Source organism: Pseudomonas sp. LBUM1664 (assembly GCF_059695895.1).
In genome coordinates this window covers 5,318,042-5,340,685 of record NZ_CP166791.1, presented here as the reverse complement: position 1 = coordinate 5,340,685, position 22,644 = coordinate 5,318,042, and the positions used below count along the sequence as shown (strand labels likewise).

Annotated in this window: 22 protein-coding genes; 15 read left to right on the top strand and 7 right to left on the bottom strand. The window is 61.4% G+C overall.

The window, feature by feature from the left end:
• The first annotated feature begins 214 nt into the window (after positions 1–214).
• Positions 215–601 carry a DUF6124 family protein gene (locus ACA047_RS24975; protein WP_497353946.1) on the top strand — a complete coding sequence of 129 codons (387 nt, stop codon included), beginning with the start codon at positions 215–217 and terminating at the stop codon, positions 599–601.
• Positions 602–839: 238 nt separating this feature from the next.
• Positions 840–1,100 carry a hypothetical protein gene (locus ACA047_RS24970; RefSeq protein WP_497353944.1) on the top strand — a complete coding sequence of 87 codons (261 nt, stop codon included), beginning with the start codon at positions 840–842 and terminating at the stop codon, positions 1,098–1,100.
• 106 nt (positions 1,101–1,206) lie between these two features.
• Here ACA047_RS24970 and ACA047_RS24965 read toward each other — a convergent pair whose 3' ends face one another.
• Positions 1,207–1,923, bottom strand: a complete 717-nt coding sequence (locus ACA047_RS24965; protein WP_497353942.1) for an SIMPL domain-containing protein — start codon at positions 1,921–1,923, stop codon at positions 1,207–1,209.
• 248 nt (positions 1,924–2,171) lie between these two features.
• Here ACA047_RS24965 and ACA047_RS24960 point away from each other — a divergent pair, with 248 nt between their 5' ends.
• The 9 genes from ACA047_RS24960 (at position 2,172) to ACA047_RS24920 (ending at position 13,702) form a co-directional block, all read left to right on the top strand.
• Positions 2,172–3,434 (top strand): ATP-binding protein, encoded by a 1,263-nt coding sequence (locus ACA047_RS24960; protein WP_497353940.1) that lies wholly within the window; start codon positions 2,172–2,174, stop codon positions 3,432–3,434.
• The gene (locus ACA047_RS24955) at positions 3,427–3,987 is read left to right on the top strand and encodes a response regulator transcription factor (protein WP_003177957.1); all 561 of its coding nucleotides are present in this window, start codon (positions 3,427–3,429) and stop codon (positions 3,985–3,987) included. Before ACA047_RS24960 ends, ACA047_RS24955 begins: the two co-directional genes overlap by 8 nt.
• 97 nt (positions 3,988–4,084) lie before the next feature.
• Positions 4,085–5,812, top strand: coding sequence for an ABC transporter ATP-binding protein/permease (locus ACA047_RS24950; RefSeq protein ID WP_497353938.1), 1,728 nt, complete (start codon positions 4,085–4,087; stop codon positions 5,810–5,812).
• 219 nt (positions 5,813–6,031) lie between these two features.
• Positions 6,032–6,778: a FadR/GntR family transcriptional regulator gene (locus ACA047_RS24945; RefSeq protein WP_497353936.1), complete on the top strand. Its 747-nt coding sequence runs from the start codon at positions 6,032–6,034 to the stop codon at positions 6,776–6,778.
• Positions 6,779–7,163: 385 nt separating this feature from the next.
• Positions 7,164–8,075 (top strand): 5-dehydro-4-deoxyglucarate dehydratase, encoded by a 912-nt coding sequence (kdgD, locus tag ACA047_RS24940; RefSeq protein WP_497353934.1) that lies wholly within the window; start codon positions 7,164–7,166, stop codon positions 8,073–8,075.
• A gap of 80 nt (positions 8,076–8,155) precedes the next feature.
• Positions 8,156–9,601, top strand: coding sequence for an aldehyde dehydrogenase family protein (locus ACA047_RS24935; protein ID WP_497353932.1), 1,446 nt, complete (start codon positions 8,156–8,158; stop codon positions 9,599–9,601).
• Complete coding sequence (locus tag ACA047_RS24930; RefSeq protein ID WP_497353930.1) at positions 9,602–11,050, top strand: MFS transporter; 1,449 nt, start codon at positions 9,602–9,604, stop codon at positions 11,048–11,050.
• 14 nt (positions 11,051–11,064) lie between these two features.
• Positions 11,065–12,618, top strand: coding sequence for a galactarate dehydratase (garD, locus tag ACA047_RS24925; protein ID WP_497353928.1), 1,554 nt, complete (start codon positions 11,065–11,067; stop codon positions 12,616–12,618).
• 142 nt (positions 12,619–12,760) lie between these two features.
• Positions 12,761–13,702, top strand: coding sequence for an AEC family transporter (locus ACA047_RS24920; RefSeq protein ID WP_497353926.1), 942 nt, complete (start codon positions 12,761–12,763; stop codon positions 13,700–13,702).
• A gap of 62 nt (positions 13,703–13,764) precedes the next feature.
• On the opposite strand, the gene ACA047_RS24915 is transcribed toward ACA047_RS24920, so the two are convergent.
• The 6 genes from ACA047_RS24915 to gatC form a co-directional block, all read right to left on the bottom strand.
• A complete protein-coding gene (locus ACA047_RS24915) occupies positions 13,765–14,145 on the bottom strand; it encodes a carboxymuconolactone decarboxylase family protein (protein ID WP_076383558.1) in 381 nt (126 codons plus the stop codon).
• Positions 14,142–15,203: a calcium/sodium antiporter gene (locus ACA047_RS24910; protein WP_497360536.1), complete on the bottom strand. Its 1,062-nt coding sequence runs from the start codon at positions 15,201–15,203 to the stop codon at positions 14,142–14,144. The genes ACA047_RS24915 and ACA047_RS24910 overlap by 4 nt, the downstream gene beginning before the upstream one ends.
• 49 nt (positions 15,204–15,252) lie before the next feature.
• Positions 15,253–15,630, bottom strand: coding sequence for a septal ring lytic transglycosylase RlpA family protein (locus ACA047_RS24905; protein WP_497353924.1), 378 nt, complete (start codon positions 15,628–15,630; stop codon positions 15,253–15,255).
• Between the two features lie 113 nt (positions 15,631–15,743).
• A complete protein-coding gene (gene gatB, locus ACA047_RS24900; RefSeq protein WP_497353922.1) occupies positions 15,744–17,189 on the bottom strand; it encodes an Asp-tRNA(Asn)/Glu-tRNA(Gln) amidotransferase subunit GatB in 1,446 nt (481 codons plus the stop codon).
• A 10-nt stretch (positions 17,190–17,199) separates the two neighbouring features.
• Positions 17,200–18,651 carry an Asp-tRNA(Asn)/Glu-tRNA(Gln) amidotransferase subunit GatA gene (gene gatA, locus ACA047_RS24895; protein WP_497353920.1) on the bottom strand — a complete coding sequence of 484 codons (1,452 nt, stop codon included), beginning with the start codon at positions 18,649–18,651 and terminating at the stop codon, positions 17,200–17,202.
• Between the two features lie 16 nt (positions 18,652–18,667).
• Positions 18,668–18,955 carry an Asp-tRNA(Asn)/Glu-tRNA(Gln) amidotransferase subunit GatC gene (gene gatC / locus ACA047_RS24890; RefSeq protein ID WP_497353918.1) on the bottom strand — a complete coding sequence of 96 codons (288 nt, stop codon included), beginning with the start codon at positions 18,953–18,955 and terminating at the stop codon, positions 18,668–18,670.
• A gap of 214 nt (positions 18,956–19,169) precedes the next feature.
• Here gatC and mreB point away from each other — a divergent pair, with 214 nt between their 5' ends.
• From mreB to ACA047_RS24870, 4 genes are all read left to right on the top strand, one after another.
• The gene (gene mreB / locus ACA047_RS24885) at positions 19,170–20,207 is read left to right on the top strand and encodes a rod shape-determining protein MreB (RefSeq protein ID WP_002555108.1); all 1,038 of its coding nucleotides are present in this window, start codon (positions 19,170–19,172) and stop codon (positions 20,205–20,207) included.
• Positions 20,208–20,347: 140 nt separating this feature from the next.
• Positions 20,348–21,472, top strand: a complete 1,125-nt coding sequence (gene mreC, locus ACA047_RS24880) for a rod shape-determining protein MreC (protein WP_497360534.1) — start codon at positions 20,348–20,350, stop codon at positions 21,470–21,472.
• Entirely contained in the window at positions 21,469–21,957 is a 489-nt protein-coding gene (gene mreD, locus ACA047_RS24875; protein ID WP_092204996.1) for a rod shape-determining protein MreD, read from the top strand. The genes mreC and mreD overlap by 4 nt, the downstream gene beginning before the upstream one ends.
• Positions 21,958–21,994: 37 nt before the next feature.
• Entirely contained in the window at positions 21,995–22,591 is a 597-nt protein-coding gene (locus tag ACA047_RS24870) for a Maf family protein (protein ID WP_497353916.1), read from the top strand.
• Positions 22,592–22,644 lie beyond the last annotated feature (53 nt).

The following is a 22,644-nucleotide window of genomic DNA, read 5'->3' as shown; positions in this document are numbered from 1 at the left end:
ACGCCGCATAAGTCATTCATGTGCGTAGGAAGGATCGCCTGCCCCGAAACGAAACATCCCACAGCTTTTTAGGGTTGCCCCTCGGAAATGCGCTCTCTAACCTTTTGCCTGTCGCTGCGAAACAGCGACCAGGAGTGGGAACCTGGAATTAGTAGGCGAAAGCCTCACAACCATAACGGCAAGTGATGGCTCCAATTTCATCAGGAGCATGCACATGAACGAAGGAAAGACCGAACCAAACTTCAACAAGACCAATCCCCTGTCGGAATTCGATTCCATCGAAGACCTCTTAAAAGACCGCGCCGCCGCCGAGCGCGCACTTAACTATTACCTCAATCCAAAAAAACCAGAGCAAAGCACCGACGACCGCATCGACAGTCTGTTCTCAGTAACAGCCAAAGCCGACGCTGACACGCTGCTGACCAGCACCTCCGAAACCCTGGCTTCGGTGAAGGCCATGGCCGAGGATCTGGCCTTTGAAGTGGACGGCACGCGGCGCAGTGTGGCGCTGGGGATTCATCAGTTGGTGGAGTTGTGCCAGTTGCTGGTGGATAAGGCGTTGGACCAATTGGAGGCACCGGCCAGGCCGGCTGAGGTGTAGCGCGGGGAGATCCATTCACTCAAGGTCGCACGCAACCCTGTGGCGAGGGAGCAAGCTCCCTCGCCACAGTGCAATGTTCCCCCCATCTCCCGCAGGTTTGAGAGGTTCGACCTGTATGGATATACACCTGTCAGCTCTGACAGTAGACGGGTTTGGGGGCGTGGTTAGTCTGCTGAATACGGCGTGCTTTATTCAAAGTAGCGATGCCGTACTGATCTAACTTAAAGGATGAGGTGTGATGATGGCCGCTAACGAAATCCGCATATCATTTAAAGATCTTGATCGTGATAAAAATCCTGAGGTTCGGCTCAAATTTTACCGTGACGAACAGTGTTACCTCGATACCTTTGTATCCTCCTCTCTGAAGGATGGGCACTTCGACAAGGTGGGTATAAAAACTGATTTAAACGGGGATGGAGAGCGTGATGCGAAAGATATTGAGTTGCTCACCAAACTTGCTCAGGCGGCTGCACCTTTGCTGAAGGTAAAACCACAGTAAGCGCTCTTCCACGCGCACGGACTATCTCCGCTCTTTTTATGTCATCTCGCGAAAACGGGCGGGTCAATTGACACAGGCGCAATTGACCCGCCACACGCCTTCTCGATTACTGCATCAAAATCTCAATCGCCCCATCCGCCGTTATGCTCACTTTGCTGGTGCCCGCTGCTACTTCAGGCGTAACGGATTCGGCATCCATGGACGCGGCTTTCATCATCATTGGCGCGCGCAGGTAGGGTTGTGGGTAGCCGTTGGTATTGAGGCTCAGGTTGACGATTTTGTAACCCTTGCCACCCAAGGCTTCGGTGGTCAGTTGGGCGCGGGCCTTGAAGGCGTTGACGGCGTCTTTGAGCAGGGCGTCTTCGCTGCTCTGGCGGGTGGCGGTGGAGATGGCGAAGTCCATGCCGCCCATTTTCAGGTCGGTGAGCAACTCGCCGGTGAGCTTGGACAGGCCAGCGAAGTCGGCGCTTTCCAGGCGCAGCTCGGCGCGCTCACGCCAGCCGGTGATTTTCTGGCCTTTGTTGTCGTAGATCGGGTAGCTGTTGCGGCTGCCCTGGCGCAGGGTAATGTCCTTCACTTCCTTGGCCTGGTCGATGGCCTTGTTCAGCGTGGTGCTGACGGCGGCGGCGAGTTTGGCCGGGTCGGTGTTTTGTTCCTCGGTGTAGAGGGTGACGATCATCAGGTCGCGCGCCACTTCCTGGCTGGTTTCGGCGTGCAGGGAGATTTGGTTGTAGTGAAGCTCGTCGGCGGCCAGGGCCGGCAGGCTGGCGACGGTGCCCAAGCTGAGGGCGAGCAAGGCGGCGTGGCGACGGAACGTGTGCATGAAAGCTCCTTGGGATGATGCGCAGGGGTGAGGTCCGGGCCTGCGTGAACGATAAGACTCTAGCTTCTGCGGTCCGGTTCGCACAGTTACAACTTCTATACAGATCGATGCGACGGGATAAATCCCCTCGCCACAGAGGTGCGGTGTGTCATATCGAGGCTGTGGCGCTTTGCCGCACACTTGTCTGTGCAACCCGCGCCTTGGTTATACTCCGTGCGATTCGCCTGGAGCGCTCATCAGGAGAGCTCATGCTCGCCCCTTTGCAACTGACTTCCGCCTCTCGCCAGAACCTCTGGCGCCTGACGTTCATCCGCATTCTGGTCCTGGCTGCCCAGGCCGGGTCCGTGGGGCTCGCCTATTGGTTCGATCTGCTGCCGCTGCCCTGGCTGCAACTGGCGATCACCCTGGCCTGTTCCTCGGTGCTTTGTGCGCTGACGGCCATCCGCCTGCGCGCCACATGGCCGGTGACCGAGCTGGAATACGCCGTGCAACTGGCCTGCGACCTGTTTATCCACAGCGCGCTGCTGTATTTCTCCGGCGGTTCTACCAACCCCTTTGTGTCTTATTACCTGGTGCCACTGACCATCGCTGCGGTGACGTTGCCATGGCGTTTTTCGCTGATCCTTTCCGGCATCGCCCTGGCGCTGTACACCTTGCTGCTGGCCCAGTTCTACCCGCTGGAAACTTTCCCTATCGCCCGGGAAAACCTGCAGATCTATGGCATGTGGCTGAGTTTTGCCCTGGCCGCGTCGGTCATCACGTTCTTTGCCGCGCGCATGGCGGAAGAGTTGCGTCGCCAGGAAGAACTGCGGGCCATCCGTCGCGAAGAAGGCTTGCGGGACGAGCAATTGCTGGCCGTGGCGACCCAGGCCGCCGGTGCCGCCCATGAACTGGGGACGCCGCTGGCGACCATGAGCGTGCTGCTTAAGGAGATGCGCCAGGACCACCACGACCCATCGTTGCAGGACGATCTCAGCGTGCTGCAGGATCAGGTCAAGCTCTGCAAGGAAACCCTGCAATACCTGGTGCGTGCCGCCGAGGCCAACCGCCGGTTGGCCATCGACATGCAGGACGTGACCGACTGGCTCGACGAGGCCCTGAACCGCTGGCACCTGATGCGTCCGGAAGCCAGTTACCGCTTCCAGCGCCTGGGCCAGGGGCCGGTGCCGCGCATGGCGCCGCCGCCGGACCTGACCCAGGCGTTGCTGAACCTGTTGAACAACGCCGCCGACGCCTGCCCCGAAGGCCTGGAAGTGGCGCTGGACTGGAATGTCTATGAGCTGACGATCAGCATTCGCGACCACGGCGCCGGTGTGCCGTTGGCGATTGCCGAGCAGATTGGCAAACCGTTTTTTACCACCAAGGGCAAAGGTTTCGGCCTGGGCCTGTTTTTGAGCAAAGCCAGCGTGACACGAGCCGGCGGCTCGGTGAAACTCTACCCCCATGAGGAAGGCGGCACGCTCACCGAGCTGCGCCTGCCCCATGCCGACCGAGGAGACGAACATGAGTGACGAGATCCAAGTCGACGGCGAAGAACTGCCGCACCTGTTGCTGGTAGATGACGACGCCACTTTTACCCGCGTCATGGCCCGCGCCATGTCCCGCCGGGGATTTCGCGTGAGCACCGCCGGCTCCGCCGAGGAGGGCCTGACCATCGCCCAGGCCGACCTGCCGGACTATGCCGCCCTGGACCTGAAAATGGATGGCGATTCGGGCCTGGTGCTGTTGCCCAAGTTGCTGGAGCTGGACCCGGAAATGCGCGTGGTGATCCTGACCGGTTACTCGAGCATCGCCACGGCGGTCGAAGCCATCAAGCGCGGCGCCTGCAATTACCTGTGCAAACCGGCGGACGCCGATGACGTGCTGGCGGCGCTTTTGTCCGAGCACGCCGACCTCGACACCCTGGTGCCGGAAAACCCCATGTCGGTGGATCGCCTGCAATGGGAGCACATCCAGCGGGTGCTGACCGAACACGAAGGCAACATTTCCGCCACTGCCCGCGCCTTGGGCATGCACCGGCGGACCTTGCAGCGCAAATTGCAGAAGCGTCCTGTGCGTCGCTGAACCTGCGCTGAACAGGTGTTGTCCACCCTCGCGACACATCGGGCCGTTGCTCTATGATCGGCCCGAGTCTGTTCTTTTCTTTATAGAGCCTTAACCAATGAATCAGAACGCTGAATATTCCGCGGTCAATGACGCGGTGCGCGGGCAGTTTTTCCGTCGAGTCTGGCAAATGACCACGCCGTACTGGCGCAGTGAGGAGAAGGGCAAGGCCTGGACGTTGTTGATCGCCGTCATCGCGCTGTCGCTGTTCAGCGTGGCGATTTCGGTGTGGATCAACAGTTGGTACAAGGATTTCTACAACGCCCTGCAAGAGAAGAATAGCGAGGCGTTCTGGCACTTGATTCTGTATTTCTGCGGCATCGCTGCGGTGGCGATCCTTGGCGCGGTGTACCGCTTGTACCTCACGCAGATGCTCACCATCCGTTGGCGGGCCTGGCTGACCGAGCAACATTTCGCCCGCTGGCTCAATGACAAAAATTATTACCGGCTGGAGCAGGGCGGCTACACCGACAACCCGGACCAGCGGATTTCCGAAGACCTCAACAGCTTCACCTCCAGCACCCTGAGCCTGGGGTTGGGCCTGCTCCGCACCGTGGTCAGCCTGGTGTCGTTCTCGATCATTTTGTGGGGCGTGTCGGGCAGCATCGAAGTGTTCGGCTACACCATTCCTGGCTACATGTTTTGGTGCGCGCTGGTGTATGCGGTGGTGGGCAGTTGGCTGACGCATCTGATCGGCCGTCGCCTGATCGGTCTGAACAACAACCAGCAACGCTTTGAAGCCGACCTGCGTTTTTCCATGGTGCGGGTGCGTGAGAACGCTGAGAGCATTGCCCTGTACAACGGCGAACCCAACGAGAACCGCCGCCTGAGCGGGCGTTTCGGTAGGGTCTGGCATAACTTCTGGGACATCATGCGGGTGTCCAAGCGCCTGACTTTCTTCACCTCCGGTTATGGTCAGATCGCGATCATCTTCCCGTTTATGGTCGCCGCGCCACGCTACTTCGCCGGCAAGATCCAGCTGGGCGAGCTCATGCAAATCAACTCGGCGTTCGGCAGTGTGCAGGAGAGCTTCAGTTGGTTCATCGACGCCTACTCCGAGCTCGCCGCGTGGCGTGCCACCTGTGATCGTCTGCTGAGTTTCCGCCAGGCCATGAGCGACAACGAAGAGCGCGTGCCGGCCATCGACGTACAGAACCAGGGCAACGAGTTGCAAGTGCATAACCTCGGGCTGGACCTGGCCGACGGTCGTCATTTGCTGACTCATGCCGACCTGACCGTTGAACCGGGCGAGCGGGTGATGCTCAGCGGCCGTTCCGGCAGCGGTAAATCCACCTTGCTGCGGGCGATGGGGCATTTATGGCCCGCCGGGCATGGCAACATTGTGCTGCCGTCGGCGCGTTATCTGTTCCTGCCGCAAAAGCCTTACCTGCCCATTGGCAGCCTGCGGGAAGTGCTGAGTTATCCACAGGCTGGCGACGTCTACCCCAACGAACGTTATACACAGGTGCTTGAAACCTGCCGTTTGCCGCACCTGATTGCGCGGCTGGATGAAAGCAATCACTGGCAGCGCATGCTCTCGCCCGGCGAGCAACAACGCCTGGCCTTTGCCCGCGCATTGCTCTACGCGCCACAGTGGTTGTACATGGACGAAGCCACGTCGGCGATGGATGAAGAAGACGAAGCGACGCTGTACCAGGCCCTGGTCGACCAATTGCCGGGCCTGAGCATCGTCAGCGTTGGCCACCGCAGCAGCTTGAAACGTTTCCATCCGCGACATGTGCGTATCGAAAATGGCCAACTGGTGGAGCAGGCCATAACAGCATAAACACCGCAAAACCTAATGTTGGAGCAAGCAAGCCCGCTCCCACACGGGATTTGTGGTGACCCTGATGTTATGTGCACAACCGATCCAATGTGGGAGCGAGCCTGCTCGCGATGATGGCCACTCGGTTTACCAGCCAACCTCAGCTAAAGGCCTCGGGTGATCGTACAACCACGTTGCGCTATGATGAGGCCATTCAGCCGCTTGCCGAGACACTGACACATGGAAAACCCGATCGACTTACCACGCCTTCCCCGCAAGCGCCGCAGCCTGGCGCAGGAGCTGGTGACGGTGCTGTCCGAGCAGATTCGCGACGGTCAGCTTAAGCGTGGCGATAAATTGCCCACCGAGTCGGCGATCATGGAAGCCCATGGTGTCAGCCGCACCGTGGTGCGCGAGGCGATTTCCCGGTTGCAGGCGGCCGGCCAGGTGGAGACCCGCCACGGCATCGGCACGTTCGTGCTGGACACGCCCAGCCCGAGTGGCTTTCGTATCGACCCGGCCACGGTGGTCACGTTGCGTGACGTGCTGGCGATCCTCGAACTGCGCATCAGCCTGGAAGTGGAATCCGCCGGGCTTGCGGCGCAACGGCGCAGCGACGAGCAACTGGCGACGATGCGCGCCGCCCTCGACGCGCTGAGCGAAAGCGCGTCCCACGCCAGCGACGCCGTGGCCTCGGACTTTGCCTTCCACCTGGAAATCGCGCTGTCCACCGGCAACCGCTACTTCACCGACATCATGACCCACCTGGGCACCAGCATCATCCCGCGCACCCGGCTGAACTCGGCGCGCCTGGCCCACGACGACCACCAGCAATACATGGACCGCCTGAGCCGCGAGCACGAAGAAATCTACCAAGCCATCGCCCGCCAGGACTCCGACGCGGCCCGTGCCGCCATGCGGTTGCACCTGACCAACAGCCGGGAACGGCTGCGCCAGGCCCATGAAGAGGCGCAGGCGCAGGGGTAGAGGATTGGGGTATCCATGATCGGACGTCCGGATTGTGGATTGCCCAACCGCCTATTCATTTAAAGCGTGTTTGATTCATTGTGGCGAGTGAGTTTGCTCGCGTTGGGGGCGCGCAACGGCCTTCCATAATGGGTGCTACGCACCCAAGCGGGAGCAAGTGCTCCGTCAGTCATCTCCCTGGGGCTCTGAGCGCCTCTGCTTATAAACTCTTCTCACTTGTAAACCCTCGATCTGAGCGGATTCCTGCGCAAATCCCGATCCCTGTACTCGCAACAAAAGATGAAATGCAGTTGACGTTCGCATTTTAAGTTGTACGATGACTTACAACTTCACTCGAAGCTGAACCGTTTCCTACAACACAATTTGCGTCCAGGGTGTTCGAATAATGAATCCACAAGAACTGAAGTCCATCCTCTCGTCTGGCCTGCTGTCGTTCCCGGTCACCGATTTCACTGCACAAGGCGATTTCAATCGCGACAGCTACATCAAGCGCCTCGAGTGGCTGGCCCCGTACGGCGCCTCGGCCCTGTTCGCGGCTGGCGGCACCGGTGAGTTCTTCTCCCTGGCCGCCAGCGAGTATTCGCAAGTCATCAAGACCGCCGTCGATACCTGCGCCACCAGCGTGCCAATCCTCGCCGGTGTCGGCGGTTCGACCCGCCAGGCCATCGAATACGCTCAGGAAGCCGAGCGCCTGGGGGCCAAGGGCCTGTTGCTGCTGCCGCACTACCTGACCGAAGCCAGCCAGGACGGCGTTGCCGCCCACGTTGAAGCCGTGTGCAAATCGGTGAAGATCGGCGTGGTGGTGTACAACCGCAACGTCTGCCGCCTGAACGCCACTCATCTGGAACGCCTGGCCGAGCGCTGCCCGAACCTGATCGGTTACAAGGACGGCCTGGGCGATATCGAACTGATGGTGTCGATCCGTCGTCGCCTCGGCGATCGCTTCAGCTACCTGGGCGGCCTGCCGACCGCTGAGGTCTACGCCGCGGCTTACAAGGCCCTGGGCGTGCCGGTCTACTCTTCGGCGGTGTTCAACTTCATCCCGAAAACCGCGATGGATTTCTACCACGCCATTGCCCGCGACGATCACGACACCGTCGGCAAGATCATCGACGACTTCTTCCTGCCCTACCTGGAGATCCGCAACCGCAAGGCCGGTTACGCGGTGAGCATCGTCAAGGCGGGGGCAAAAATCGTTGGCTATGACGCAGGTCCTGTGCGCACGCCGCTGACCGATCTGTTGCCGGAAGAATACGAAGCACTGGCCGCGCTGATCGACAAGCAAGGCAAGCAATAACAGACCCGACAAGGCCGCTGAGCAATCAGCGGCTTTTGCGTAGGGCTTTTTGTAAGGACTTTTTGTAGGAGGAGCATCCCGTGGCAGATGCAAAGCGTTTCGATAACTACATCAACGGTCAGTGGGTGGCCGGTGCCGACTATTGCGCCAACATCAACCCGTCTGACTTGTCCGATGTCATCGGTGAATACGCCAAGGCTGACGCAGCTCAAGTCAATGCCGCCATCGAAGCCGCCCGCGCCGCGTTCCCGGCCTGGTCGACCTCGGGCATTCAGGCCCGCAGCGATGCGCTGGATAAAGTCGGTAGCGAGATCCTCGCCCGCCGCGAAGAACTCGGCCAACTGCTGGCTCGGGAAGAGGGCAAGACCCTGCCCGAAGCCATCGGCGAAGTGACCCGCGCCGGCAATATTTTCAAATTCTTCGCGGGCGAATGCCTGCGGCTGTCGGGCGATTACCTGCCGTCGGTACGCCCGGGCGTTAACGTCGAAGTCACCCGCGAAGCCCTGGGTGTGGTCGGCCTGATCACGCCGTGGAACTTCCCGATCGCGATTCCTGCCTGGAAAATCGCCCCAGCCTTGGCCTACGGTAACTGCGTGGTGATCAAGCCCGCCGAGCTGGTGCCGGGTTGCGCCTGGGCCCTGGCGGAAATCATCTCCCGCGCCGGTTTCCCGGCCGGTGCGTTCAACCTGGTGATGGGCAGCGGCCGTGTGGTGGGCGAAGCCCTGGTCAACAGCCCGAAAGTCGACGGTATCAGCTTCACCGGTTCCGTGGGCGTGGGTCGGCAGATCGCCGTCAACTGCGTATCGCGCCAGGCCAAAGTGCAACTGGAGATGGGCGGCAAGAACCCGCAGATCATCCTCGACGACGCCGACCTCAAGCAGGCCGTCGAACTGGCGGTGCAGAGCGCGTTCTACTCTACCGGCCAACGTTGCACGGCCTCGAGCCGCCTGATCGTGACCGCCGGCATCCACGACAAATTTGTCGATGCCATGGCCGAGCGCATGCAGTCGATCAAGGTGGGTCATGCCTTGAAGTCGGGTGTGGACATCGGCCCGGTTGTTTCCGAAGCCCAGCTCAACCAGGACTTGAAATACATCGACATCGGCCAGAGCGAAGGTGCGCGGCTGGTCAGCGGTGGTGGCCTGGTGACGTGCGATACCGAAGGTTACTTCCTGGCGCCGACGCTGTTTGCCGACAGCGAAGCTTCGATGCGAATCAGCCGCGAAGAGATCTTTGGCCCGGTGGCCAACATCGTGCGCGTAGCCGATTACGAGGCGGCGCTGGCGATGGCCAACGACACCGAGTTCGGTCTGTCCGCCGGTATCGCCACGACGTCGTTGAAGTATGCCAACCACTTCAAGCGCCATTCCCAGGCGGGCATGGTGATGGTCAACCTGCCAACCGCCGGCGTGGATTACCACGTGCCGTTCGGCGGGCGCAAAGGTTCGTCCTATGGTTCGCGTGAGCAAGGTCGCTACGCGCAAGAGTTCTACACCGTGGTGAAGACTTCTTACATCGGTTCATAAATGCAACACCGGCCGGGCTGGTCCTCCAGCTCTGGCCGCACATCTGCTGACCCGCATAAAAATAAAGAGTGGGAGTTCTTCTACATGCAAGCGACCAAGCCGACTCACGTCCGCTATTTGATCCTGCTCATGCTGTTCCTGGTGACCACGATCAACTATGCCGACCGTGCGACCATCGCCATCGCAGGCTCCAGCCTGCAAAAAGACCTCGGCATCGATGCCGTCACCCTCGGTTATATCTTCTCCGCTTTCGGCTGGGCCTACGTGGCCGGGCAGATTCCTGGTGGCTGGCTGCTCGACCGTTTTGGCTCGAAAAAAATCTATGCGTTGAGCATTTTTACCTGGTCGCTGTTCACCGTGCTGCAGGGCTATGTCGGTGAGTTCGGCATGTCCACGGCCGTGGTTGCGTTGTTCATGCTGCGCTTTATGGTCGGGCTGGCCGAAGCGCCGTCCTTCCCGGGCAACGCGCGCATCGTCGCCGCCTGGTTCCCCACCGCAGAACGCGGCACCGCCTCGGCGATTTTCAACTCGGCGCAGTATTTCGCCACCGTGTTGTTCGCGCCGCTGATGGGCTGGATCGTCTATCGCTTCGGCTGGCAGCACGTGTTCATCGTGATGGGCGTGATCGGCATCGTGTTCTCGCTGATCTGGCTGAAGGTGATTCACAGCCCGCGCCAGCACCCGATGATCAACGAGGCCGAGTTCAATCACATCGCCGCCAACGGCGCGATGGTCGATATGGACCAGGACAAGGGCAAGGACAAAAAAACCGACGGTCCGAAGTGGGATTACATCCGCCAACTGCTGACCAACCGCATGATGCTGGGCGTGTACCTGGGCCAATACTGCATCAACGGCATCACTTACTTCTTCCTGACCTGGTTCCCGGTGTACCTGGTGCAGGAGCGCGGGATGACCATTCTCAAGGCCGGTTTCATCGCGTCCTTGCCGGCGATCTGCGGTTTCATCGGTGGCGTTCTGGGCGGGGTGATTTCCGACTACCTGCTGCGCAAAGGCCATTCGCTGACCTTCGCCCGCAAGGCGCCGATCATTGCCGGCCTGCTGGTGTCCAGCAGCATCGTGGCCTGCAACTACGTGGACATCGAATGGATGGTGGTGGGTTTCATGGCCCTGGCCTTCTTCGGTAAAGGCGTGGGCGCACTGGGCTGGGCGGTGGTGTCCGATACGTCGCCCAAGCAGATCGCCGGTTTGAGCGGTGGCTTGTTCAACACCTTCGGCAACCTGGCGTCGATCACCACGCCAATCGTCATTGGCTACATCATCAGCGCCACCGGTTCGTTCAAGTGGGCGCTGGTGTTCGTGGGTTGCAACGCCTTGGTGGCGGTGTTCAGCTACCTGGTGATCGTGGGGCCGATCAAGCGTGTCGTGCTCAAAGAACCACCGGCCAAGGATGCCGAACTTTCCAGCTTGTCTGAAGCGAAATCCTAAAAGGAGCGGCGTCAATGCAACTGATTGAACATGCCGATTCGCCCCGTTACATCCGCCTGCACGAGCGGGACAACGTGGTGATTGTCGTCAATGACCAGGGCGTACCGGCCGGGACCACGTTCCCCGACGGCCTGGTCACCGTGGACTTTGTGCCCCAGAGCCACAAGGTCACCCTGCAAGACATTGCCGAGGGTGGCGAGGTGATTCGCTACGGCCAGGTCATTGGCTACGCGCTGCAACCGATCCCCCGTGGCAGTTGGGTCAAGGAAGACCAACTGCGCATGCCTACCGCGCCGCCGCTGGACAGCCTGCCGCTGTCCACCGACGTGCCGGTGGCCGATGCGCCGCTGGAGGGCTACACCTTCGAGGGCTATCGCAACGCCGACGGTACCGTGGGCACGCGCAATATCCTGGGCATCACCACCACGGTGCAGTGCGTGATCGGGGTGCTGGACCATGCGGTCAAGCGCATCAAGGACGAATTGCTGCCCAAGTACCCGAACGTCGATGACGTGGTGGCGCTGACCCACAGTTACGGCTGCGGCGTGGCGATCACCGCCACCGACGCGTACATCCCGATTCGCACCGTGCGCAACCTGGCGCGCAATCCGAACCTGGGGGGCGAGGCACTGGTGATCAGCTTGGGCTGCGAGAAATTGCAGGCCGGGCAGGTGATGCACGACAACGACAGCTCGGTGGACCTCAGCGAGCCGTGGCTGTATCGCTTGCAGGATTCCAGCCACGGTTTCACCGAGATGATCGAGCAGATCATGGAACTGGCCGAAACCCGCCTGAAGAAACTCGACCAGCGCCGCCGCGAAACCGTGCCCGCCTCGGAGCTGATCCTGGGCATGCAGTGCGGCGGCAGCGATGCGTTTTCCGGCATCACCGCCAACCCGGCGCTGGGTTATGCCTCGGACTTGCTGCTGCGCGCGGGGGCGACGGTGATGTTTTCCGAAGTCACCGAAGTGCGTGATGCGATTTACCTGCTGACCTCCCGGGCGCAAACCCGGGAAGTCGCTCAGGAGCTGGTGCGCGAGATGGACTGGTACGACCGTTACCTGGCCAAGGGCGAAGCCGATCGCAGTGCCAACACCACGCCGGGCAACAAGAAGGGCGGGCTGTCGAACATCGTCGAAAAATCCCTGGGCTCGATCGTCAAATCCGGCAGCAGCGCGATCAACGGCGTGCTCGGCCCAGGCGAGCGGTTCAAGCAAAAAGGACTGATCTTCTGCGCCACCCCGGCCAGTGATTTCGTCTGTGGCACGCTGCAACTGGCGGCGGGGATGAACCTGCACGTGTTCACCACGGGCCGGGGCACGCCGTATGGCTTGGCGATGGCACCGGTGGTGAAGGTCTCGACCCGCACCGAACTGGCCCAGCGCTGGCCAGACCTGATCGACATCGACGCCGGCCGCATCGCCACCGGACGCGCAACCATCGAGGAACTGGGTTGGGAGCTGTTTCACTACTACCTGGACGTGGCCAGCGGCAAAAAACAGACCTGGGCCGAGCGGCACAAGTTGTATAACGACATCACGTTGTTCAACCCGGCGCCGATTACTTGAACCCGCGGCGAGCGTAAATTTTTGCGGTCGCTGAAGATCCAATGTGGGAGCGAGCCTGCTCGCGATAGTGCTCTACCAGACGCCAGTGTCGTTAGTGGCTTATCATTAGCCACCTAACGACACCCTTCTCAAGGTCCCCGGCATGCTGGCAATTTTCCTCGAAACCCTGAACATCACCGCGCCGGTGTTTGCCATGTTGTTTCTGGGGGTGTTGCTCAAGCGCATCTACTGGATCAACGACAACTTCATCCATGTCGCCTCGTCCCTGGTGTTCAACGTCACCATGCCGGCGCTGTTGTTCCTCGGCATCCTGCACGCCGACTTGCATGCGGCGTTGCAGGCGGACCTGTTGATCTATTTCTCCGTGGCCACCCTGGTGAGTTTTGCGTTGGCCTGGGGCTGGGCGATCTGGCGATGCCCGCGCGAGGATCGCGGCATCTACACCCAAGGCGCGTTTCGCGGCAACAACGGGGTCATCGGCCTGGCGCTGGCGGCGAGCATGTATGGCGACTACGGGATTTCCCTGGGGGCGATTCTCGCGGCGCTGGTGATCCTCTTCTACAACACTTTGTCGACCATCGTGCTGGCGGTCTACAGCCCGGTGATCAAGTCTGACCCGTGGAGCATCTGCAAAAGCGTGATCAGCAACCCGCTGATCATCAGCGTGTTCGCCGCCGCGCCGTTCGCCTATTGGCAGATCGGCCTGCCGAACTGGTTCGAGACCTCGGCCAAGTACCTTTCGCAAATGACCTTACCCCTGGCACTGATCTGCATCGGTGGCACGCTGTCGCTGGCGGCCTTGCGCAAGAGCGGGAAGATGGCCCTGAGTTCGAGCCTGGTGAAGATGATCGGCCTGCCGCTGCTCGCCACCCTTGGCGCCTGGCTCTGGGGCTTTCGCGGGGCGGAGTTGGGAATTCTGTTCCTGTACTTCGGCAGCCCCACCGCCGCCGCCAGTTACGTCATGGCCCGGGCGGCCGATGGTAACCATGAACTGGCGGCGGCGATCATCGTCATCACCACGCTGATGGCGGCGATTACCACCAACCTGGGGATTTTTATGTTGCAGTGGGGTGGGTGGATTTAGGTTCTGAGGGTGTAGTGTTCTCAGGGCCAATCGCGAGCAGGCTCGCGATAGCAATCTAACTGTCACTCAGATTTCTGATAGCTATCAATTACTTCCTGCGCCGCCCGAAACGCATCAATCGCCGCTGGCACCCCCGCGTACACCGCGCAATGCAGCAACGCCTCGCGAATCTCTTCCACGGTGCAACCGTTATTCAGCGCGCCGCGCACGTGGCCTTTCAATTCCTGCGGGCATTTGAGGGCGGTGAGGGCGGCGAGGGTGATCAGGCTGCGGGTTTTCAGCGGCAGGCCTTCGCGGCTCCAGACGCTGCCCCAGGCATGTTCGTTGACGAAGTCCTGCAGCGGCTGGGTGAATTCGGTGGCGTTGCCCAGGGCGCGGTCGACGAACGCGTCGCCCATCACTTGGCGCCGCATGTCGAGGCCGGTCTTTGGAGTGTCGGTCATGGCAAATCCCTCTTGTGATGTTGGCGGCGCCAGGCGCGCAAGGAGGTGAACAGCAAAAACGCGAGCAAGACCGGCAGCACATAAAACAGCATCAGCCGTTCCAGTTGGCCAGCCAGGGGCATGCCGGTGGTGAACGACACCACATGCAGCCCATAGGCCAGGTACAAACCCAAAAACAGCAGGCCTTCGGCCCGGGTGACGCGGTAGCCGGAATAGAACACCGGCAGGCACAGCACCGCCACGCCGAGCATCACCGGCAGGTCGAAGTCCAGGGCATTGGGCGAGACCGAGAGCGGTGTGGGGGCCGCGAGAGCGGTCACACCCAACACGCCCAGCAGATTGAACAGGTTGCTGCCGATCACGTTGCCCACCGCAATGTCTCGCTGGCCACGCAGGGCGGCGATCAGCGAGGTGGCAAGTTCCGGCAGCGAGGTGCTGACGGCAACGATGGTCAGGCCGATGATGCGCTCCGACAGCCCCAGGTCCATAGCCAGTTCCACCGCCGCGCCCAGCAGCAGATGCCCGGCGAAAATCAGCATCGCCAGGCCCAGCACGATCATCGACAGGCTCTTGGGCCAGGACACCTGCGTCACTTCGAGACCCACGGCATGCGGTCGCCCCGAATGCCTCGATTGGCGCAGCAACAGGCCCAGGTACACCGCCAGGGCTATCAACAGCAGGACGCCGTCCAGTCGCGTCAGTTCCTCGTTCCAGGCCAGCACGAAGACCAGCAGGCTGGCGCCGATCATCAGCGGGATGTCCAGGCGCACCAACTGGCGCGAGACGCGCAACGGAATGATCAGCGCCGACAATCCGAGGGTGACGAGAATGTTGAAGATGCTGCTGCCGATCACGCTGCCCACGGCGATGTCGGCGTTCTGCGCCAGGGTCGCCTGCAGGCTGACGGCCATTTGGGGCGCGCTGCTGCCGAAGGCGACGACGCTCAGGCCGATGATCAGCGGCCGCACTTGCAGGCGCGCCGCCAGGCCCACGGCGGCCCGCACCAGCAGCTCGGCGCCGGCGATCAGCAACAGCAGGCCGCCGAACAGTTCGATCAGGCTGAGCAGTGGTAGAACGGTGAGTAGGGAAATGGCCGGGCTCCGTCTATCAATCGTCGAGGGCTTGCACACGCACCCGTGCGGTGCCGTTGCGTAGCATGCCCAGTTGCTCGGCTGCGGCGCGGGAAACGTCGATCAGGCGGCTACGCGAATACGGGCCGCGGTCGTTGATGCGGACCACGACACTGTCATTGTTGCTCAGATTGGTGATTTTCACCCGTGTGCCGAACGGCAACTGGCGATGGGCAGCGGTCAGGCCATGCTGGTCGAAACGCTCGCCGCTGGCGGTGCGCTTGCCCTGGTGCTTGGCACCGTAATAAGAGGCGACGCCGGTCTGGTCGTAACCGTGTGGATCGACCGTCCCGCTCTGGCTGGCGCAACCGGCCAGCAGGGACAGCAGGGCGCAGGCGCCGAGGAGACGCTTCATGTTGGGGGTTCCACATACAAATGTGGGAGCGGGCCAGTGGGAGCAAGCTTTGCTCCCACTGAGGTTGCTCCCACAGGGGAATGAGCCAGACCCAAGTACTGGCTCCATGACAATCAGCCCTCGAGCTTGCTTTTAAGCAGTTCGTTGACCTGTTGCGGGTTGGCCTTGCCCTTGGAGGCTTTCATGGCCTGGCCGACGAAGAAGCCGAACATCTTGCCGCGCTTGGCTTCGTCTGCCGCACGGTACTGTTCGACCTGCTCGGCGTTGGCCGCGAGCATTTCATCGAGCACGGCGCTGATTGCTCCGCTGTCGGTGACTTGCTTCAAGCCGCGCTTCTCGATGATCTCGTCGGCGCTGCCTTCACCGCTGGCCATGGCTTCAAAGACCATCTTGGCGATTTTGCCGGAGATGGTGTTGTCTTTGATCCGCAACAGCATGGCGCCCAGTTGCTCGGCAGAAACCGGCGACTCATCGATTTCCAGCCCCTGCTTGTTCAACAGACTGCCCAACTCGACCATTACCCAGTTGGCCGCCAGCTTGGCGTCGCCACCGATGCTCACGACTTTTTCGAAGTAGTCGGCCTGTTCGCGGCTGGTGGCCAGGACGTTGGCGTCATAGCTCGACAGCCCGAACTGCGCCTGGAAGCGCTCGCGTTTCTGCGGCGGCAGCTCCGGCAGGGTGGCGCGCACGTCATCGAGGAAAGAGTCCTCGATGACCACCGGCAGCAGGTCCGGGTCGGGGAAGTAACGGTAGTCGTTGGCTTCTTCCTTGCTGCGCATCGGACGGGTCTCGTCCTTGTTCGGATCGTACAGACGGGTTTGCTGGATGACCTTGCCACCGTCCTCGATCAGTTCGATCTGGCGCTGGATCTCGCTGTTGATCGCCTTCTCGATGAAGCGGAACGAGTTGACGTTCTTGATCTCGCAGCGGGTGCCGAATTCGACCTGGCCCTTGGGACGGATCGACACGTTGCAGTCGCAGCGCAGCGAGCCTTCGGCCATGTTGCCATCGCAGATGCCCAGGTAGCGCACCAGCGCGTGGATCGCCTTGACGTAAGCCACGGCTTCCTTGGCGCTGCGCATGTCCGGGTCGGAGACGATTTCCAGCAGCGGCGTGCCGGCACGGTTCAGGTCGATGCCGGTGGCGCCGTTGAACTCTTCGTGCAGGCTTTTGCCGGCGTCTTCTTCCAGGTGCGCACGGGTGATGCCGACGCGCTTGACCGTGCCGTCTTCCAGGGCGATGTCCAGGTGGCCCTTGCCGACAATCGGCAACTCCATCTGGCTGATCTGGTAGCCCTTGGGCAGGTCCGGGTAGAAGTAGTTTTTGCGGGCGAACACGTTGTGCTGGCCAATCTCGGCGTCAATCGCCAGGCCGAACATCACCGCCATGCGCACCGCTTCGGCGTTGAGCACCGGCAGCACGCCGGGCATGCCCAGGTCGATCAGGCTGGCCTGGGTGTTGGGCTCGGAGCCGAACGTGGTGGAGCTACCGGAAAAGATTTTCGACCGGGTGGTGAGCTGGGTATGAATCTCCAGCCCGATCACGACTTCCCATTGCATGTGTTTCTCCTCAGAAGCCGGTGGGGGTGCGGGTGTGCCAGTCAGTGTTCAACTGATACTGGTGGGCCACATTGAGCAGGCGACCTTCCTGGAAATACGGTGCGAGCAACTGCACGCCCACTGGCAGGCCATCAACGAAACCGGCCGGCATGGACAGGCCTGGCAGGCCAGCGAGGTTGGCGGTGACGGTGTAGAAGTCTTCCAGGTACTCAGCGACCGGGTCGCTGTTCTTGGAGCCGAGTTTCCAGGCCGGGTTTGGCGTGGTCGGGCCGAGGATGACGTCGACTTCGTTGAAGGCGGCCATGAAGTCGTTCTTCACCAGCCGACGGATTTTCTGTGCCTTGAGGTAGTAGGCGTCGTAGTAACCGGCGGACAGCGCGTAGGCACCGACCATGATCCGGCGCTGCACTTCGCTGCCGAAGCCTTCGCCACGGGAACGCTTGTACAGGTCGATCAGGTTTTGCGGGTTCTCGCAGCGATAGCCGAAGCGCACACCGTCGAAACGCGACAGGTTCGAGGACGCCTCCGCTGGGGCGATCACGTAGTACGCGGGAATCGCGTGCTGTATGTTCGGCAGGCTGATTTGCTTGACCACCGCGCCGAGCTTCTCCAGCGCTTTGACGCTGTTTTGGACCAGCTCGGCGATGCGCGGGTCGAGACCGGCGCTGAAGTATTCCTTCGGCACGCCGATGCGCAGGCCTTGCAGCGAGCCGTTGAGGCTGGCGCTGTAGTCCGGCACCGGTTCATCGATGCTGGTGGAGTCGTTCGGGTCGAAGCCGGCCATGCCTTGCAACAGGATCGCGCAGTCTTCGGCGGTACGGGCCAGTGGGCCGCCCTGATCGAGGCTGGAGGCGTAGGCAATCATGCCCCAGCGCGATACGCGGCCGTAGGTGGGCTTGAGGCCGGTCAGGTTGGTGAACGCAGCCGGCTGGCGAATCGAACCACCCGTGTCGGTAGCGGTGGCGGCCGGCAGCAGGCGCGCTGCCACGGCTGCGGCGGAACCGCCGGACGAACCGCCGGGTACGTGTTCCAGGTTCCACGGGTTTTTCACCGCGCCGTAGTAGCTCGACTCGTTGGCCGAGCCCATGGCGAATTCGTCCATGTTGGTCTTGCCCAGGGTCACGGCGCCGGCGGCGGCCAGCTTGGCGACCACGGTGGCGTCGTACGGGGCCTTGAAGTTGTCGAGCATTTTCGAGCCGCAGCTGGTGCGGATGCCCTGGGTGCAGAATAAATCCTTGTGAGCAATCGGCGCGCCGAGCAGGGCGCCGCTTTCACCGTTGGCACGCCGGGCGTCGGCGGCCTTGGCCTGGCTCAGGGCCAGCTCTTGGGTGACACTGATGAAGCTGTTGATCTGCGGGTTGAGCTGGGCGATGCGCGCCAGCAGAACCTTGGTCAGCTCTTCGGAGGAAAACTTTTTATCGGCGAGTCCGCGGGCGATCTCGGCCAGAGTCATGTGATGCATGAGAGGCTCTTTCCCTTTAGTCGATGACTTTCGGAACCAGGTACAGGCCGTTTTCGACCGCTGGTGCGATGGACTGATAGGCCTCGCGGTTATTGGACTCGGTCACGACGTCGGCGCGCAGGCGCTGGCTGGCTTCCAGTGGGTGGGCCAGCGGTTCGATACCGTCGGTATTGACCGCCTGCATCTCGTCGACCAGCCCCAGAATGCTATTCAGGGCAGAAGTAATGTGTGGAAGATCGGCTTCATTGAGGCCCAGACAGGCCAGATGAGCGATTTTTTCCACGTCGGAGCGTTCAAGCGCCATGGGATTCTCCAGTGGAAAACAAAACGGACGCAGTCTGTCCGTGTGTTAGATTGTCGGAACACTACCGCATTTCTACGGCCTTACGGCCGCGATTGTGGGGTTTGGTGCACATAAAAGCGGTCAATTTAACATATTGGCGCCTTGCCCAAAATCCCTGTCGTTGTTAGAGTTTGCCGCACTTTTTTACCCACGCGTTGCCTAGGGTCCCTTTCCCATGTTCAAGAAACTGCGTGGCATGTTTTCCAGCGATCTCTCCATTGACCTGGGCACTGCCAACACCCTTATTTACGTGCGCGAGCGCGGTATCGTCCTGAATGAACCCTCGGTCGTGGCCATCCGCACCCACGGTAACCAGAAAAGCGTCGTGGCTGTCGGTACGGAAGCCAAACGCATGCTGGGCCGTACGCCGGGCAACATTGCGGCCATTCGTCCAATGAAAGACGGCGTGATCGCCGACTTCAGCGTCTGCGAAAAGATGCTGCAGTATTTCATCAACAAAGTTCACGAAAACAGTTTCCTGCAGCCCAGCCCTCGTGTGCTGATCTGCGTTCCATGCAAGTCCACCCAGGTGGAACGTCGTGCCATCCGTGAATCGGCCCTCGGTGCCGGTGCCCGTGAAGTGTTCCTGATCGAAGAGCCGATGGCTGCTGCCATCGGTGCCGGCCTGCCGGTCGAAGAGGCCCGCGGCTCGATGGTCGTCGACATCGGTGGGGGTACCACCGAAATCGCACTGATCTCCCTCAACGGTGTGGTCTATGCCGAATCCGTACGTGTGGGCGGCGACCGTTTCGACGAAGCGATCATCACTTACGTGCGTCGCAACTACGGCAGCCTGATCGGCGAATCCACCGCCGAGCGCATCAAGCAGGAAATCGGCACGGCCTATCCGGGCGGTGAAGTGCGTGAAGTCGACGTTCGCGGCCGTAACCTGGCCGAAGGCGTTCCACGGGCCTTTACCCTCAATTCCAACGAAGTGCTCGAAGCGCTGCAAGAGTCGTTGGCGACCATCGTCCAGGCGGTCAAGAGCGCCCTGGAGCAGTCGCCGCCGGAACTGGCGTCGGACATCGCCGAGCGCGGCCTGGTGCTGACCGGTGGTGGCGCGTTGCTGCGTGACCTCGACAAACTGCTGGCCCAGGAAACTGGCCTGCCGGTGATCGTTGCCGAAGACCCGCTGACTTGCGTTGCCCGCGGCGGTGGCCGTGCATTGGAAATGATGGACAAGCACACCATGGATCTGCTCTCCAGCGAATAAGTTTGCTGGCGGGTCTATGTTGTTCGCTCCCAGGCAGCACTTTGCAGTGCTGCCTGTTGGCGTTTATCTTCTGTCATTCGTATCCAGGCCGGTTCGATACCGTATGAATAAAGAGAACGTTTGCCTGGGAGGAGCGGCTTATTAAACCGCTTTTTGCCAAAGGCCCCTCATTGGGTGTGCGCCTGCTGGTGCTGACTGTGCTATCGGTTGCGCTGATGGTGGTCGATGCCCGTTTCACGCTGCTCAAGCCAGTGCGCAGCCAGATGTCGCTGGTGTTGATGGAATCCTACTGGATTACCGACCTGCCGCAGCGCTTGTGGCAAGGTGTGGCCAGCCAGTTTGGCAGCCGTACCGAGCTGGTCGCCGAAAACGAAAAACTCAAGACCGAAAACCTGCTGTTGCAGGGGCGCATGCAGAAGCTGGCGGCCCTCACCGAGCAGAACGTGCGGCTGCGCGAGTTGCTCAATTCTTCTGCGCTGGTCAACGAGAAGGTCGAAGTGGCCGAGCTGATCGGCATGGACCCCAACCCCTTTACCCATCGCATCATCATCAACAAGGGTGAGCGCGACGGTGTGGTCCTCGGCCAGCCGGTGCTCGACGCCCGTGGCCTGATGGGCCAGGTGGTGGAGTTGATGCCATACACGTCGCGCGTCCTGCTGCTGACCGACACCACCCACAGCATCCCCGTGCAGGTCAACCGCAACGGCTTGCGCGCGATTGCCAGCGGCACCGGCAACCCGGAACGTCTGGAACTGCGCCACGTGGCTGACACCGCCGACATCAAGGAAGGCGACCTGCTGGTCAGCTCCGGCCTAGGCCAACGCTTCCCGGCCGGGTATCCGGTGGCGACGGTCAAGGAGGTCATCCATGACTCCGGCCAGCCGTTCGCCATCGTGCGTGCGGTGCCGACGGCCGCGTTGAACCGCAGCCGCTACCTGCTGCTGGTGTTCAGCGACAACCGCACACCCGAAGAGCGTGCCAACGCCGCCGCCGTGGCCCAGGAAGCCGAGGACCGCCAGGGCGGCGAGTCGGCCGTCCCGGGCACTCAGCCGCCAACCCCGGCCACCGTACCAAAACCTCAAGTGCCTGCACCGGCTGCCGCGGCTCCGGCAACCACACCGGCCGCTGCACCCGCCGCACCTGCCGCGACACCGAGCAGGCCGTCCAGCCACGCGCCGGCGACGCATTCTGCCCGGCCCGCGGCCAAACCGCCTGTCTCCACGCCGGCCGCCGCGCCAGCCACCAGGGGAGCACGAGAAGAATGAGCAGTACTCAATCCGGTAACGGCTGGATAGTCTGGCTGACCTTCGCCATCGGGCTGTTGCTCAGCGTTTCGCCATTGCCGCAGTTCATGGAAATCCTGCGGCCGCTGTGGCTGGCCCTGCTGCTGGCATTCTGGGCGCTGGCTTTGCCACATAAGGTCGGCATGGTCACCGCATGGTGCCTGGGCCTAGCCGAGGACGTGCTTTATGGCACGCTGCTGGGGCAGAACGCGTTGATCCTGACGCTGATCACGTTCCTGGTGCTGTCGCTGCAACAGCGCTTGCGGATGTTCCCCATGTGGCAGCAGTGCCTGGTGATCCTGGTGATCTTCGGCCTGGCGCAACTGGTGCAGCTGTGGCTCAGCGCGCTGACCGGCAATCGTCAACCGACCCTGGCGTTGGTGCTGCCGGCCCTGGTCAGTGCCTTGCTCTGGCCGTGGGTCAGCTTCGGTTTGCGTGGCCTGCGCCTGCGTTTCAAAATCAACTGATTCGGTCAGGCATTGGCCTTGATAGGGAGATGTCTTGATGAAACCGCTTTACCTCGCCTCAGGCTCGCCGCGTCGGCGTGAACTGCTCACGCAGATCGGTGTGCCGTTTACCGCCGTCAGCGCGGACATCGACGAAACTCCCCTGGATCACGAAACCCCATCGGCCTATGTCGAGCGCCTGGCGCGCGGCAAGGCCGAGGCCGGGCGGCGCGCCGTGGAAGCAGGCGTGGAGGGTTGCGTGTTGGGCGCCGACACCGCGGTTGTGCTGGACGGGCGGATTCTTGGTAAGCCACTGGACCAGGCCGACTCTCTGTCGATGCTCCTGAGCCTGTCCGGTCGAGAACATGAGGTGTTGACCGCCATTGCCGTGCTGGACGGACAGCGCTGCGAATCCCGTGTGGTCCGTAGCCGGGTGCGCTTTCGTTCCATCACTGAACAGGAAGCGATGGCTTACTGGGCCAGCGGTGAACCCCGTGACAAGGCCGGCGGCTATGGCATCCAGGGACTGGGTGCGGTGTTCGTCGCTGGCCTTGAAGGCAGTTATTCGGCCGTGGTTGGCCTGCCGCTGTGCGAAACCACAGAACTGCTGGGCCATTTCGGCATACCCTGTTGGCAAACCTTGAGTGCGCGCTGAGCGCCGTCTGACTTGATGCGGCCATAATCGTGAATATGCCTGAACGAGACCCT